Annotated in this window: 10 protein-coding genes; 3 read left to right on the top strand and 7 right to left on the bottom strand. The window is 64.5% G+C overall.

Annotation, left to right across the window (positions count from 1 at the left end; all coding sequences use genetic code 11):
- Positions 1-30 precede the first annotated feature (30 nt).
- Complete coding sequence (locus tag LMTR3_RS33965; RefSeq protein ID WP_065749292.1) at positions 31-2,016, top strand: SGNH/GDSL hydrolase family protein; 1,986 nt, start codon at positions 31-33, stop codon at positions 2,014-2,016.
- Here the strand turns inward: LMTR3_RS33965 and LMTR3_RS33970 are convergent.
- Both LMTR3_RS33970 and LMTR3_RS33975 read right to left on the bottom strand, forming a co-directional pair.
- Entirely contained in the window at positions 2,013-2,621 is a 609-nt protein-coding gene (locus LMTR3_RS33970) for a DUF2147 domain-containing protein (RefSeq protein ID WP_502686699.1), read from the bottom strand. The two genes, LMTR3_RS33965 and LMTR3_RS33970, sit on opposite strands and share 4 nt — an antisense overlap.
- A gap of 118 nt (positions 2,622-2,739) precedes the next feature.
- The gene (locus tag LMTR3_RS33975) at positions 2,740-3,768 is read right to left on the bottom strand and encodes an NAD(P)/FAD-dependent oxidoreductase (RefSeq protein ID WP_065749355.1); all 1,029 of its coding nucleotides are present in this window, start codon (positions 3,766-3,768) and stop codon (positions 2,740-2,742) included.
- 157 nt (positions 3,769-3,925) lie between these two features.
- On the opposite strand from LMTR3_RS33975, the gene LMTR3_RS33980 reads away from it, so the two are divergent.
- The gene (locus LMTR3_RS33980; RefSeq protein WP_065749293.1) at positions 3,926-4,381 is read left to right on the top strand and encodes an acyl-CoA thioesterase; all 456 of its coding nucleotides are present in this window, start codon (positions 3,926-3,928) and stop codon (positions 4,379-4,381) included.
- Between the two features lie 25 nt (positions 4,382-4,406).
- On the opposite strand, the gene LMTR3_RS33985 is transcribed toward LMTR3_RS33980, so the two are convergent.
- Together LMTR3_RS33985 and LMTR3_RS33990 are read right to left on the bottom strand one after the other, a co-directional pair.
- Positions 4,407-4,727 carry a 2Fe-2S iron-sulfur cluster-binding protein gene (locus LMTR3_RS33985; RefSeq protein ID WP_065749294.1) on the bottom strand — a complete coding sequence of 107 codons (321 nt, stop codon included), beginning with the start codon at positions 4,725-4,727 and terminating at the stop codon, positions 4,407-4,409.
- A 131-nt stretch (positions 4,728-4,858) separates the two neighbouring features.
- The gene (locus LMTR3_RS33990; RefSeq protein WP_065749295.1) at positions 4,859-5,236 is read right to left on the bottom strand and encodes an Hpt domain-containing protein; all 378 of its coding nucleotides are present in this window, start codon (positions 5,234-5,236) and stop codon (positions 4,859-4,861) included.
- Positions 5,237-5,622: 386 nt separating this feature from the next.
- Between LMTR3_RS33990 and LMTR3_RS33995 the strand changes: the two genes are divergently transcribed.
- The gene (locus LMTR3_RS33995; RefSeq protein WP_065749296.1) at positions 5,623-11,022 is read left to right on the top strand and encodes an apolipoprotein A-IV repeat region-like domain-containing protein; all 5,400 of its coding nucleotides are present in this window, start codon (positions 5,623-5,625) and stop codon (positions 11,020-11,022) included.
- A gap of 163 nt (positions 11,023-11,185) precedes the next feature.
- Here LMTR3_RS33995 and LMTR3_RS34000 read toward each other — a convergent pair whose 3' ends face one another.
- The 3 genes from LMTR3_RS34000 to LMTR3_RS34010 all read right to left on the bottom strand — a co-directional run bounded on the left by LMTR3_RS34000 (position 11,186) and on the right by LMTR3_RS34010 (position 14,087).
- On the bottom strand, positions 11,186-12,070 hold the full coding sequence (locus LMTR3_RS34000) for an MlaD family protein (protein ID WP_065749297.1): 885 nt from the start codon (positions 12,068-12,070) through the stop codon (positions 11,186-11,188).
- Between the two features lie 110 nt (positions 12,071-12,180).
- Complete coding sequence (locus tag LMTR3_RS34005; protein WP_065749298.1) at positions 12,181-12,951, bottom strand: ABC transporter ATP-binding protein; 771 nt, start codon at positions 12,949-12,951, stop codon at positions 12,181-12,183.
- 2 nt (positions 12,952-12,953) lie between these two features.
- Positions 12,954-14,087, bottom strand: coding sequence for an MlaE family ABC transporter permease (locus LMTR3_RS34010; protein ID WP_065749356.1), 1,134 nt, complete (start codon positions 14,085-14,087; stop codon positions 12,954-12,956).
- Between the last annotated feature and the right edge of the window lie 43 nt (positions 14,088-14,130).

Genomic DNA, 14,130 nt, shown 5'->3' on the forward strand with positions numbered 1-14,130 from the left:
TCTGCCTCACCACTAACGTCAAACGACGCCATGGCTGGAATTCTCCCACGTTCGATAATGTCGGCCGCGCTGCTTGCCGGCGTGCTGATTGGAATGATCACGTCGGCTGCGGAAGCCCAGACTGCCGGCGGCTACGGGCCGCTGCAGATTTCCTGGGAGGTGCGTAACCGCTTTCGCCTGTTCCGCGAGGAGCGGGATTTCCTGCTGCATGCCGAAAGCGGACGCGGCCGCAGCGTGCTGGCTTCGGAGCAGGTGCTGGCGATCCAGAGCGATGGCCGCGGCTGGGCGCGGAACACCGTGAACCGGCTCTGTATCGATCTTGCGGGCCGCGTCAGCGAGCCCTGCACCCGCGACAACACCAAAGAAAGCTATCTGACGCCGATCGATCATCCGGTCGTGATCCGCCTGACGGGCCCGGTGCCGGTCGGCGCGACCTGCGCCTGGACGGTCGACGACGGCGACGGCCCGCAAACGTCCACCTTCGACTGCGCCGAACCGGTCAATCTCCGGGTCCGCTACGGTCGCACCACAGTCGTGACCGCCGACGTATCCAGCTCGGAGGGCACTCAGCGCGTCTTCACCGAGATCGCGGTGCGCGACATCTTCATCGCAGGCCTCGGCGACAGCATCGCTTCCGGCGAGGGAAATCCGGACCGTCCCATTGCGCTCGCCGATGAAGGTTTTTGCTTCCGCTCCTACCTCGGAACAGCGGCCTCGCAATATTACCGGCCGAGCCGCGCGGGCTACAAGGGCGGGCGCGCGTGCGAGGCGCCCGATTTGCTGACGGTCTGGCAGCGGCAGAGCGCGCTCTGGTTCAACCCTGCCTGCCACCGTTCGCTCTACAGCTATCAGACCCGGACCGCACTGGCCCTTGCCGTACGATATCCGCACATCGCGGTGACCTATCTGCCGCTGGCCTGCACCGGCGCCACCATTGCCGATGGGCTGTTCGGCTCGCAGCGCGCCCGCGACTGCCTACCGTCGAAATCGGGCGGTGCGTGCCAGGGCACCGTCAACGGGCAACTGGCCGAACTGCGTGAAGCCGTCACCGCTGCGAAACGCCGCCAGTCGGACCGCCAGCTCGACCTGGTGCTGCTGTCGATCGGCGCCAACGACATCTACTTTTCCGGCCTTGTCGCCGACGTCATCGTGGACACGGCGACCGAACGCGCGCTGTTTCGGCGCAGCGGCGTGATGGCCTCGGTGGACGACGCACGCAGTGCGATGACGCGGGACCTGCCGCAGGGCTTTGCCAAGCTGCGCGAGGCGCTGAAGCCGCTTCTCGGCGGCGACCTGTCGCGGGTGGTCTACACCGCCTACGCCAATCCGACGCTGTCGAATGGCGCGCCCTGCCCCGGCGGACGCGCCGGCTTCGACATTCACCCCTCCTTCAACGCCCAGCCGCAGCGGCTGGCGGCCGTGTCGAACTTCGTCGAGAGCGAATTCCTGCCGCAGTTGCGGGCGCTGGCGCTCTGTGAGGGCGGCATCCTGTGCCGCAATCCGCGCGCCGACCGCATGACCTTCGTCGAGAGCCATCAAGCCAGTTTTGCCAACCACGGCTTCTGCGCACGCGCCGAAAGCGATCCCGAATTCGACCGGCAATGTTTCTCGGCGACCGGCGACAGCTTCGATCCCGATCTCGTCACGGCCGCCAACCAGCCGATGCTGTGCGGCCGCAGCGCCGGCGAGTACCGCGCATATCTGCCGCGCGCGCGCTGGATCCGCGACGCCAACGACAGCTACTTCGCGGCCATGACCTACCCGCAAGGCCTCCCGGCATCGCAGCAGCCATCCGATATTCATGATGCGACCTGGGGCGTCTTGTCCGCGGTCTATGGCGGCGCGGTGCATCCGAGCGCCGAAGGCCACGCCGCGATGGCGGATGCCGCCGTGCCGGCCGCCGCCGCCGTGCTGCAGCTCGATGCGGCGGTGCCTGAAGTCACCTCGCAGCCGATGCAGCCGATACCGGTTCTACCGGACGTGCCGCGCCCGCCAGGCAGAACCGGATTGAATTAGCGCGCGGGTGCAGGAGCCGGTGCTGGCGCAGTGGTCTTTTTGGGCGCCGCGGGGGCCTTCGCCGCGGGTTGCTTCGTGACCGCAGCATGCGCCGGCAGATATTTTGCGATGACAGCAGGATCGACCTGCGCCAACGCCGTATCAGGCAGGCGCGTCCAGACCTCATCCTTGCCGAACAGCGAGATGCCGAGATACCCGCGCATCGTCAGCGTCTGCCCATCGGGACTGAGCGTCATCTTGGCCTTGTAGATCTTGCCATCGCGCGGATCGAGCACGTTGCCGTTCTCGTACTTCAATCCCTCGCGCTTCATGTCGCGGATGAAGGAGAGCCCGAGCCACGGCGCATCCTTTCGATCGTCGGCGCATTTCGAGCAGGTCGGATTGGGAGCATCGCCGGGCTGAGGAAAGAACTTGGCGAACACGCCTTCGAAGGTGCCGTTGCGATCGACCACCAGAAACCAGCCGACCGGCTTGCCCTTCTCGACCTTCTCCCACAGCCCGGCCGCCGAAGGTTCTGCCGGCTGCGCGGCGACTTCACCGGCAAACGCGAGCCCGATCACGATCGGGAGTATCAGTTGAAACACGGTCAGCTTGCGCATCGTCATCACCTGATCAATTCCCTAATGAATGGCCGCAGACTAAGGCCATTTCGCGGACGGTTCCAGTGACGATCGGCGAGCGCGTGCGCCCCGAGAAAGTTCCGCGAATGTCGTTTTTGGTAGATCAGTTGACCCCGAGCTTCTTCTGCAGGCTCGACGACGAGGTGGTGTACTGGAACACCAGTCGCTTGTCCGGATAGACGTAGCGGTGCGCCTTCTGCGCCATCAGCGCGCCCTCATGGAATCCGGACAGAATCAGCTTGAGCTTGCCGGGATAGGTGTTGATGTCGCCGATCGCGAAGATGCCGGGAACATTGGTTTCGAACGCCGCGGTGTCGACCGGAACCAGATTGTTCTCGAGCGCGACGCCCCAGTTCGCAACCGGACCGAGTTTCATCGTCAGCCCGAAGAACGGCAGCATCGTATCGCACTCGATCTTCGAGACCGCGTTGTCGTTGCCCTTCATCATCGCCGCCGACAGCTTGCCGCCCTCGCCTTCGAGCGACGTCACCTGACCGATCTTCAGATCCATCTTGCCGCTCGCGACCAGTGCACGCATCTGCTCGACGCTGTGCGGCGCGGCGCGGAAATCGTCGCGCCGGTGCAGCAGCGTCACGCGCTTGGCGATCGGATGCAAATTGAGCGTCCAGTCGAGCGCGGAATCGCCGCCGCCGACGATCAGGATGCTCTTGTCGCGGAACTGCTCCATCTTGCGCACGGCATAGAATACCGAAGTGCCTTCATACGCCTCGATGCCCGGCACCGGGGGACGCTTCGGCTGGAACGAACCGCCGCCCGCGGAAATCACCACCACCTTGCACTCGAACACCTTGCCGGCATCGGTGGTCACGCGGAACAGCGCATCGCCGATCTTCTCGATCGTCTCCACCATCTCGTTGAGATGGAAGGTCGGACCAAACGGCTTGATCTGCTCCAGCAGCGCGTCGGTGAGGCCCTGCCCGGTGACGAAGGGAATGCCGGGAATGTCGTAGATCGGTTTCTCCGGGTAGAGTTCGGCACACTGGCCGCCGATCTTGTCGAGGATGTCGACCAGATGCGCCTTCATGTCCAACAGGCCCAATTCGAAGACCGCGAACAGGCCGCACGGACCTGCGCCAATAATCAGCACATCGGTTTTGATCGCTTCGCTCATATCAGCTTCTTTTCGGTTGAACCTGGCGAAATGCCGCATCTGTCTAGCCAAGGTAGCGGCAACAGGAAAGCCAAATATCGCACTCCTGGCCGCGGCAACCCCTTGCCGTCACTCGACAAGTGGGCTGTAAGGAAACGAGACTTTCGGAGATGGCCCCGTGAATGCCCACTTGCGTCCCGACGCGACCCCGCGTCTGGAGGATTTTCCGTACCGCTTGTCGGACAATGTGAGATTTGCCGACCTCGACCCCAACCAGCACGTCAACAATGCAGTCTACGCGACCTATTTCGAAACCGGCCGCGTCACGCTGATGAAGGACCGCAGCTACGGGCTGATGCCGGACGGCGTCACCTGGATCATGGTCCGGCTCGACATGCATTTCCGCGCTGAATTGCGCTGGCCTGGTACGATCGAAATGGGACTGGGCGTCGTCAAGTTCGGCCGAACTTCAGTCACCTTCGATCAGGTGGTTTTCTCCGAAGGCAAATGCGTTGCATCGGCGCAATCGGTTTCGGTGCTGCTTGACGAAACCACGCGCAAGCCAACGCCATTGACGCCGGAGATTCTGGCCAATTTTCAGCGCTGGATTCGCCGCGGCGCAAAGCCGACTTAACGCGCGCGGCGACGTCTTCCGGAGTTCAGGCCTGCCGTTCCGGCGTCGACACTACGAGGCCGTCGAGGTCGTCGCTCACCTTGATCTGACACGACAGGCGCGAGTTCGGCCGCACGTCGAAGCCGAAATCCAGCATGTCTTCTTCCATCGGGGTCGGCGCGCCGACCTTCTCGCGCCAGGCCTCGTCGACATAGACGTGACAGGTTGCGCAGGCGCAGGCTCCGCCGCATTCGGCTTCGATGCCTGGAACGGCGTTGCGGATCGCGGCTTCCATCACGGTCGCGCCGTTCTCGACTTCAATGGTTCGTTTTTCGCCCGTGTGGTCGACAAAGTGGATTTTGGCCATGATCGCTCGTGCTGCCGGAATAGGGAGTCCCGCAGTCCTATAACGGGTCGATCCGCGCAGCGCCAGCGGTCGGGACGAAAACCTGAGGCAGCATTTTACCGGGATTTTGGCCGATCCGGACCGCTTTCCGCTCAGGAACGATGCAGAACCGCTTCGATCGCTGCCCGCGCCTGCGCAACCGCCTCGCCAAGTTCGGCGAGCGGCGCCGAAGCGTCGGAGCCGCCAGCGATTGCCGCCTCCAGCCGGGCTGCGGCGTCGGCGACAGCAAAAGCGCCGATCGCACGGGCCGAGCCCTTGAGCGTGTGCGCCAGTGCGCCGGCATCCGCAGGCATGGCGGTGAGCCTGTGCACCAGTCTTGCCGATTGGGCCGAGAACATCGTCAATACCTCCCGCTCGAGGCCAGCATCGCTGAACGTCATGCGGTCGAGATGTTCGAAATCAATCGGCCCGTCGCAGGGAACCAACGGTGGCGATGGCATCCATTCTACCCGTTCGAGATGAAGCGGCATGGCAAGGTCCGGATCGCCCCTACCGCGTTGATTCCCGGAGGGCATTTTGGTCAGCCAATCACGACAGCAGTTAACGGAACGTTCGCGGGACGCGCCGCAACTTTGCCTTGTTTTTGCCGACAACCCGCCCCGATCCCAAAAATTTGTGTATCCCCTAAGGCCTTAAGGAACAAAGCTGTTAACGATGATTAAGGATGATTAAGAATGTGTTAATCACGGCCATTTCATTCGCATCGCTCAACCAATAGGATGTTCGCGGATGTAGCGGACAAGCTGCCGGGGGCATGCTTGCGGTCCGCGGGGGGTTATGAATCCGGCTTCGAGCTTGCGGGGGCATTTTTGCAAGAACGGCCGGATGCGTAAGTTTAAGAGGGCTCGGACTGCACATGGCGAACAATCCCAAGAAGGTCAAAGATCCCACTGAAGTTGCGCTCTCCGCCATTCAGGAAGCGCTCAACATCAGCGATACGACCGTCGACGCCAGCCGAAATTCGATCGGCGGCGAACTCACGCAGCCGATCATGCCCTCCGCCGCGCCGCCCTATTCAGAAACGCAGTTCGATACGCGCGCAGGCGCCGAGCGGCCCGCGTTTGATCCGATCGAAGAGCCGCGCGGCCCACGCCGCGCCGCCAACGACGATCGCGAAACCATCGGACAGATTCTGCAGGCGATCCAGAAGAACCATCCTGCCCGCAGCGTCTACACGCTTGCCACCGTGTTTGGCGGCGTCTGGGTGCTCGGTTGCGCCCTTCTGACCGCCAGCTTCCTGCCCTCGCTGCAGGCGGCGATCGGACAGAGCGGCGGCGTGCTGGTGCTCGCCGGGCTTGCGGCGTTGTTCTTTGCGCCGGTGCTCTTGTTCTACTTCCTCGCCAGCCTTGCCTGGCGCGGCCAGGAAATGCGGATGATCGCGCAGTCGATGGCGCAGGTCGCGATCCGCTTCTCCGAGCCTGAGGGGGCCGCCGCCGATTCGATGGTGACTGTCGGTCAGGCAATCCGCCGTGAAGTCGCCGCGATGGGCGACGGTGTCGAGCGCGCGATCGCGCGCGCCGGCGAGTTGGAAACGCTGGTCGCCAATGAAGTCGCAGCGCTGGAGCGCGCCTATAGCGACAACGAAGTGCGCATTCGCGCGCTGCTGCAGGACATCGCCCATCAGCGCGACAATCTGGTCGGCCAGGCCGAGCAGGTTCGCAGCGCCATCTCCGGCGTCCAGATCGACTTGCGCCACGACATCGCGCTGATCTCGGACGCGATCGCCTCACGCGTCGACGAGGTCGCAAAGAGCATCACCGGCGCACTGGAAGAGCGCGGCCAGCACATCACGGGCGCCTTGAGCCATGCCGGCGACAACATGATCCTCGCGCTCGGCGAGCGCGGCGGCGACCTGCTCGATCGTCTGGAAGAAGCCAGCGCCGAGACCACGCGTGCCGTGCTCGACGCTTCCGAGCGGCTGACCACCAGCCTCAACTTCAAGACCGGGCACGTCCATGACGAGTTCGTCGATCTTGCCGATCGCGTCCATGAGATGCTGAACGAGCGCCTCGATCGCATCACCAGCGAATTCGAGCAGCGCTCCTCGACCATCGTCGACGGCATCTCGGACCGCACCGAGCAGGTCCACGACTCCCTGAAGAATTCCTCCGACTCGCTCTTGCTCGAACTCGAGTTGCGCTCAGGCGATCTCGTCAGCAAGATCGACGACGCCGGCAACCGCCTCGCGAGCCGCATTCTCACCTCCGGCGACAAGGCCAGCGACGCGCTGGACGTGACCGTGAACACGCTGGTCGCCAAGGTGATCAGCCAGACCGAGAACGCGCACGACAGCCTCGCCCTGCAGATGAACGCTTTCGACGAGCTGGTGAAGAACCAGGGCTCGGAGCTTTCGGAAAAGTTCGCCCGCGACAGCGGCACGCTGGGCGCGCTGATCACGCGGCACATCTCCGAGTTCGACCGCACCGTCAAGACCTTTGGCGGCGAGATCGTTGAGCGCATGGGCCAGCGGACCCAGGAGATATCAGACAACCTGAAGAACTACGTCGACACCTTCGACACCCGCCTGGTCTCGAACAGCGGCGAGATCACCGCTTCCCTCGATCAGCGGCTGCTGCAGTTCGAAACCCAGCTCGGCACCCGGGTCAACAGCCTCGACGCTTCGCTCGACAACAAGATCAAGTCGTTCGACGAGACCATCGACGGCCGCCTGAAATCGCTGGAAACCACCTTCGACGCCCGCGCCAAATCCGTCACCGAAACCATCGACGGCCGCCTCGGCACGCTGGCAGCCTCGTTGACCGATGGCGCGGCGCAGGCGATCCAGTCGATCGACCAGCGGCTCACCCTGCTCACCTCCTCGCTGACCGAGGGCACCGCACAGGCGATTGCAGCGGTCGACCATCGCATTGCCAACGTCACCGAGACCATCGACGGCCGCAGCGCCCATTTGACCGACACCATCCAGGCGCGGTTCCTGGACATTCATCAGGGCATCGAAACCCGCGTCGGCGACATTGCCAGCGGCGTCGAGACCAGGGTCGGCGCCATCGCCGGCGACATCGACACCCGCGTGGCGCAATTTGAGGATCTGCTCGGTTCACGCATCGAGGCTGTGGCCGGCCGGATCGAAAGCAGCGGCCGCCAGGCCAGCGAGGATCTGATGTCGCGCGCCGAGATGCTTTCCTCCGGCATCAAGTCGCATGTCGAGGACGCCGAACGTTCTCTGACCAACCTCGTGGTCAATACCTCCGAGACCATCCAGACCGGCGCACGCAGCGCGCAGCAGGCGCTGCTTACGGTTTCCTCCGATGTCGGCGCGCAACTCAAGCTGACCTCGGCCGAGGTCGAGGCCGCCCTCACCGCGGTGGGCACCGGCGCGGCCAATTCGATCCTGACCAGCGCCAAAGACGCCCAGACCACGCTGGTGTCCGCGTCCTCCGAGGCTGCCGCCCAAATCAAGTCTCTCGCCGCCGACGTCGAGCGCACCCTCTCGGCCGCAGGCGACGCCACGGCCGCATCGGTTCTCGCCGGCGCGCGCGAGGCGCAGACCACGCTGGTGGCCGCGTCCGACGACGCCGCAACCCACGTCAAGTCGCTCGCCATCGACGTCGAGCGCTCGCTATCGGTCGCCGGGACGGCAGCCGCCGAAGCCGTTACCGCAGGTGCCCGTGAAGCACAGAGCACGTTGGTCGCCGCCTCTACCGAGGCCGCCAATCAGGTCAAGTCGCTTGCAGCCGACGTCGAGCGTTCGCTGTCGGTCGCCGGCACGGCAACCGCCGAGGCCGTCACCGCAGGAGCCCGCGAGGCGCAGAGCACGCTCGTTGCCGCCTCCACCGAGGCCGCCAATCAGGTCAAGTCGCTTGCGGCCAACGTACAGCGTTCGCTCTCGTTCGTCGGGACGGCGACCGCCGAGGCGATTACGGCAGGCGCCCGCGAGGCCCAGAATACCCTGATGAGCGCGTCCGCTGACGCATCGACCCAGGTCAAGGCGCTCGCTGCCGACGTGGAGCGTTCGCTCTCGATGGCCGGCAATGCCACCGCCGAATCGATCACGTCGGGCGCACGCGAAGCCCAGAACGCGTTGATCACGGCGTCTACGGAAGCCGCCAACCACGTCAAGTCGCTGGCGATCGACGTCGAACGCACGCTGACTTCCGTCGGCACCAACACTGCGGCCTCCATCCTCGGCACCGCGCGCGAAGCCCAGAACTCGTTCTCTGCGACCTCCGCCGAGGCTGCCAACCAGATCAAGGCGATCGCCGCCGACATGGAGCGTTCGCTCGGCGTCGTTACCGCCAGCACGACCGATACCATCCAGACCACCGCGCAGAACGCGCAGAGCGTGCTGGTCGCCGCAACGAACGAGGTCAGCTCCAAGGTCAAATCGACCTCGGCCGATATCGAACGTTCGGTACTCGCCGCGAGCAGCAATTTCGGCTCGACGATGACCGGCAAGACCGACGAAATCGTCACCTACGTCCAGCAGCAGACCGACCGTCTGGCGCAGATCGTCGACAGCCGCCGCGGTTCGCTGGTCGAGGCGCTCAGCGCCAGGACCACGCAACTGACGACAGACATCGACCGTGTCACCGGCGACGCCCTGAAATCGATCGAAACACGCGGCCAGGCGTTCTCGCAATCGATGTCGACCCACGGTTCGGAAGTCGCGCGCACGATTACCACCGCAGGCGACCTCGCCACCGGCGCGGTAGCCAAGTCACTGAAGGACCTCGAACAGGCGTCGCGCTCGGCCATCGACCAGTCGCGCCAGGTATCGATCGCCGCCGTCACCGAAATGCAGGAGACCAGCAAGATCCTGCGCACCGACACGGTGGCGCTGTTCGAGCGGCTGCGAGAAGGCAACATCCTGCTGCAGGAAGTGCTGACCGGCGCCCACGACAATCTCAACTCGCTGGAACGCGCGCTGGTGACCCGCGTGGCCGACTTCGTATCCGCGATGAACGACGTCACCGCCCGCAACGGCGTCGCGACCCAGACGCTGGAAGACCAGTTGACCGTGTTCAACTCCAAGACGACGAAGGCGCTGGAGGATCTCGGCGCGCTGTCGAGCGAGTTCGAAAAACACGGCAAGGAGCTGGTCGAAGCAGCCGGCGTGGTCGAACAGGCCAACCGCTCCACCTCGACGTCGGTCGCCGACCGCAAGTCGCAGCTTGAATCGCTGGTGACCACCATCGACCTGCGCACAACCGATCTCGACCAGCGGCTGTCGCGCTTCACCGGCCTGCTCGACGAATCGCTTGCCGCGGCGGAAGAACGCGCCCGCGATATCGCGCGCGTCGTGGCGGAAACCGCCGGCGCGGGATCGGCCGCGATTAGCCGCCAGTTCGAAGCTGTGCGCGCGGCGGCCGAGAACGAGCGGCAGCAGACCCTCGACGCCATGAACGATCTGTACCAACAGAGCACGCATGAAACCGATGCGATGTTCAAGCAGTCGACCGAGAAGTTCGCTGCGATGGTACAGTCCATGAAGCAGATGGCCGCCGAAATGCATCAGGAGCTCGAAGCGACGCGCAACGAGCTGCGCCGCGGCGTGCTCGAGATGCCGCAGGAGGCGGCCGACAACACCGCGCAGATGCGCAAGGTGATCGTCGACCAGATCGAGGCGCTTGCCGAGCTCAACCGGATTGTCGCCCATCATGGCCGCGGTCTCGACGTCGTGACTTCCGGCCGCGCCAGCGTGCAACGGCAGGAAGAGCCCGTGATGGCAGCGGCCGCCGGCGGCCGCAACGAAGTGCGGATGCGCGACGCCGGCAGCGCATCGACGCTGCCGCCGCCGGATCTCGGCATGCCCGCCCCGCGCCGCGCCGAAGCCCCGCCGGTCAGTCCGGTGAGCCAGGATGCCGGACGCGGCGACGGATGGCTGTCCGATCTGCTCCACCGCACCGACGCAGGTACGGGACGCGAAGCTCCCCGTGGCCGCCCGCCGCAACCCCCGGTCAATCCGCTGGAGTCGCTGTCGCTCGACATCGGCCGGCTGATGGATCGCAATCTCGCCGCCGAAATGTGGGATCGCTACCAGCGCGGCGAGAGCAAGGCGTTCTCTAAACGCCTCTACACGCCGGCCGGCCAGAAGGCGTTCGATGAGGTCGCCCGCAAATATCGCGCCGACCGCAGCTTCAAGCAGACGGTCGATCGCTATATCGCCGAGTTCGAACGGCTGTTGGACGAAGTTGCGCGCGAGGATCGTGGGCCGCAGGCGCTGCGCGGCCACCTCACCTCAGAGACCGGGCTGGTCTACACCCTGCTCGCGCACGCAGCGGGACGGCTGGGGTAAGGGCTGCGAATAGCGCGCGGCAATAGCGAATGAAAACGGAGGCCTCGCGGCCTCCGTTTAGTTTTTCAACCACAATCGAAGATGCGGCGCTCGCCTAGGAGCCAACGGGGCGAAAGCGCGGTTTCGCGGGCGATGACAGAGTGAGGCGAACCATTCGCCCCTGCTACTGCCGCTTCTGCCCGCTCGGTGCCCTCGCCGGCGGCGCCGTCGCTGGCGGCGGCGCCGCCGCCTGGCTGTTGCTGCTGCCCCCGCCGAAGATCACCCGTGTCGGGTTGCGGTCGAAATTGTTCACGGCGCGGCTAATGTCGGAGAGGGTGCGGCGGCCATCGGCCATCAGCGCGCCCGACCGCTTGTCGAAATCCTCGGCCAGTTCGCGGATCGACTTGACCATGAGATTCAGTTCGCCGCCGGCGGCGCCGCCTGCGATGGTGTTGAGCCCGAGCATGAGACTGTCGGCTTTGCCGATGACGCCATCGACCCTGAGCATGACGTTGTCGATCTTCTCGGAGTTGCGCGCGAGCGCGGCCGTGAAGGTCTCGAGGTTTCGCAGCGAGTTCTTCACCGATTCCTGATTGTCGGCGACAAGCCGGTTGACGTTCTGCAGCGTGGCGCGGATGGACTCCGTGACATCCTGCAGCGCGCCGGGATCGGCGGTCAGCATCGGCACGCCATCCTCATCGAGCGGCACGGCAGGAGCGGTCTCCTCGCCGCCCTTCAGCGAGATCGCCGCGACGCCGGTCAGCCCCTGGAATTCGAGACCGACGAGGGTGTCTTTGCGGATCGGGGCATTGTTCTCGACCATCGCCAGTGCGACCACGCGCCGCGGATTGTCGAGTTTGACCGAGACAACCTCCCCTATCCTGATACCGTTAAAGTTGACGCTGCCGCCGTTGCGCAACCCGGACGCGGGGCCTTCGAATACAATGCGGATCGGGCTGCGCTGCTTGGTGGTGTGCAGGCTCTGAAACCACAGCACGAAGCCGAATGCGGCGGCGATCACCGCCAGCGTGAAGGCCCCGATCAGGACGTAATTCGCCCGTGTTTCCATAATTCAAGGTACTCCGAAATCAGATCTATCCAGCGTCGCCGATAGACCCGTCATTTATCTCATGTTTGAGCACGGTCTGATCCGAAAAACCGATCACACTTTTGGGGGCCCTAGCCCATCACAGCGCGGGCGCGCTTGCCGTGGAAATATTGCCTCAGCCAGGGATGCTGTGAGGCCTGCATGTCGGCAATCGATCCTGCGGCAATGATCTTACCGTTTCCTAAAACCGCGATGCGGTCGCAGGCCGTATAAAGGCTGTCGAGATCATGGGTTACCATGAAAACCGTCAGGCCCAAAGTACGCTGCAGGGTGCGTACCAGCTCATCGAAGTCCCCGGCGCCGATCGGATCGAGCCCGGAAGTCGGCTCGTCCAGGAACACCAGCTCGGGGTCGAGCGCGAGCGCCCGCGCCAGCGCCACGCGCTTGATCATGCCGCCCGACAGTTCGGACGGATAGCGGTCGGCGACTTCAGGCCGCAGGCCCACCATGCCGAGCTTGGCCACCATGATCTCGTCGAGCAGCCGCTGCGAGACGTTGAGATATTCGCGCACCGGAAACTGGATGTTCTGCCGCACGGTAAGAGAAGAAAACAGCGCGCCTTGCTGAAACAGGATGCCCCAGCGGCGCTCGACGCCGCGGCGCTCGGAGGCGCTCGCTGCATCGAGATCGACGCCGAACACCTCGATGCGTCCACTGAGCTTGGGCACCAGACCGATAATGGTGCGCGTGAGCACCGATTTTCCGGCGCCCGACGGGCCGACAAATCCCAAGATCTCGCCGCGCTTGACGTCGAGGTTGAGTCCGTCGAGCACCCGCGTCTTGCCGAACTGCACGGTGATGTCGCGGACCCGGATGATCGCGTCGGAAATCTCACCCACCATGGTTACATTCCGATCGACGCGAAGAAGATGGCGAACACGCCATCCATCACGATCACGAAGAAGATTCCCTTCACCACCGACGACGTCGTGTGCTGCCCGAGCGATTCGGCGCTACCCTGCACGGCCAGTCCCTCGACGCAGGCGACGATGCCGATGACAGCCGCCATCACCGGCGCCTTGATGAGACCAACGACGAAATGATCGATCGAGATGGCGTCTCGCAGCCGCAGCAGAAAAGCCTCGGGCTCGACCCCGCCATAGAGCCACGCCACAAGCCCGCCGCCGTAAAGCGCCGCCATCGCGCCGAGGAACGCCAATATCGGCAATGCCAGCACCAGCGCCAGCATCCGCGGCAGGATCAAAACCTCGATCGGATCGAACCCCATGGTGCGCAGCGCGTCGATCTCTTCCCGCATCTTCATCGAGCCGAGCTCGGCGGTGTAGGCCGAACCCGAGCGTCCCGCTACCATGATCGCCACCAGGAGCACGCCGATCTCGCGCAGCACCAGCACGCCCAGCATGTCCACCACGAAGATGTCGGCGCCGAATTTGCGGAAATGGAAAATACCCTGCTGCGAAATGATACAGCCGATCAGGAACGTGATCAGCACCACGATCGGCACCGCGCGCCAGCACACCTGCTCGAGGTGATGGATGGTCGAGGTCAGGCGGAAGCGGCGGGGACGAATCAGGACATGGGCGGCCGCGGTGAGCACCGCGCCCAGCATATCGATTAGCCCGATCAAGGTGCCGCCGATGCCGGCCACGGCGCGGCCGATCTGTTCCAGCATGCCGGATATCGTCAGTCGGTCGGTTTCGACGATTGGCTCGGCCTTCACCCGCCGCACCTCGTCGACCAGGCTGGAATAATTGGCAGAGAGCCCGGCGATCTGGGCCTCGATGCCGCCATGGGTCAGGCTGCGGCGCAGCCGCTCGATTAGCCAGGCGCCGAACGTGTCGAGCTTGGACACCTGCGAGACGTCGATGGAGATGTTGGGCCGGGTGCCGCTGAGCTTCTCGGCGTCGGCGACCATTCGTTCCAGCACCGGCGCAAAGCGCGCCGTCCAGGAGCCGGCTGCACACAGCGCCAGCCCGTTGCCCCTGGCTATCCGCTCCAATGTCGGGTCGCCGCTCACCAATGCCCACCCCTCGGCCGATACCGATGCGAATCCCTTGGGT

It is taken from the genome of Bradyrhizobium sp. LMTR 3 (assembly GCF_001693485.1).
Classification (GTDB): Bacteria; Pseudomonadota; Alphaproteobacteria; order Rhizobiales; family Xanthobacteraceae; genus Bradyrhizobium.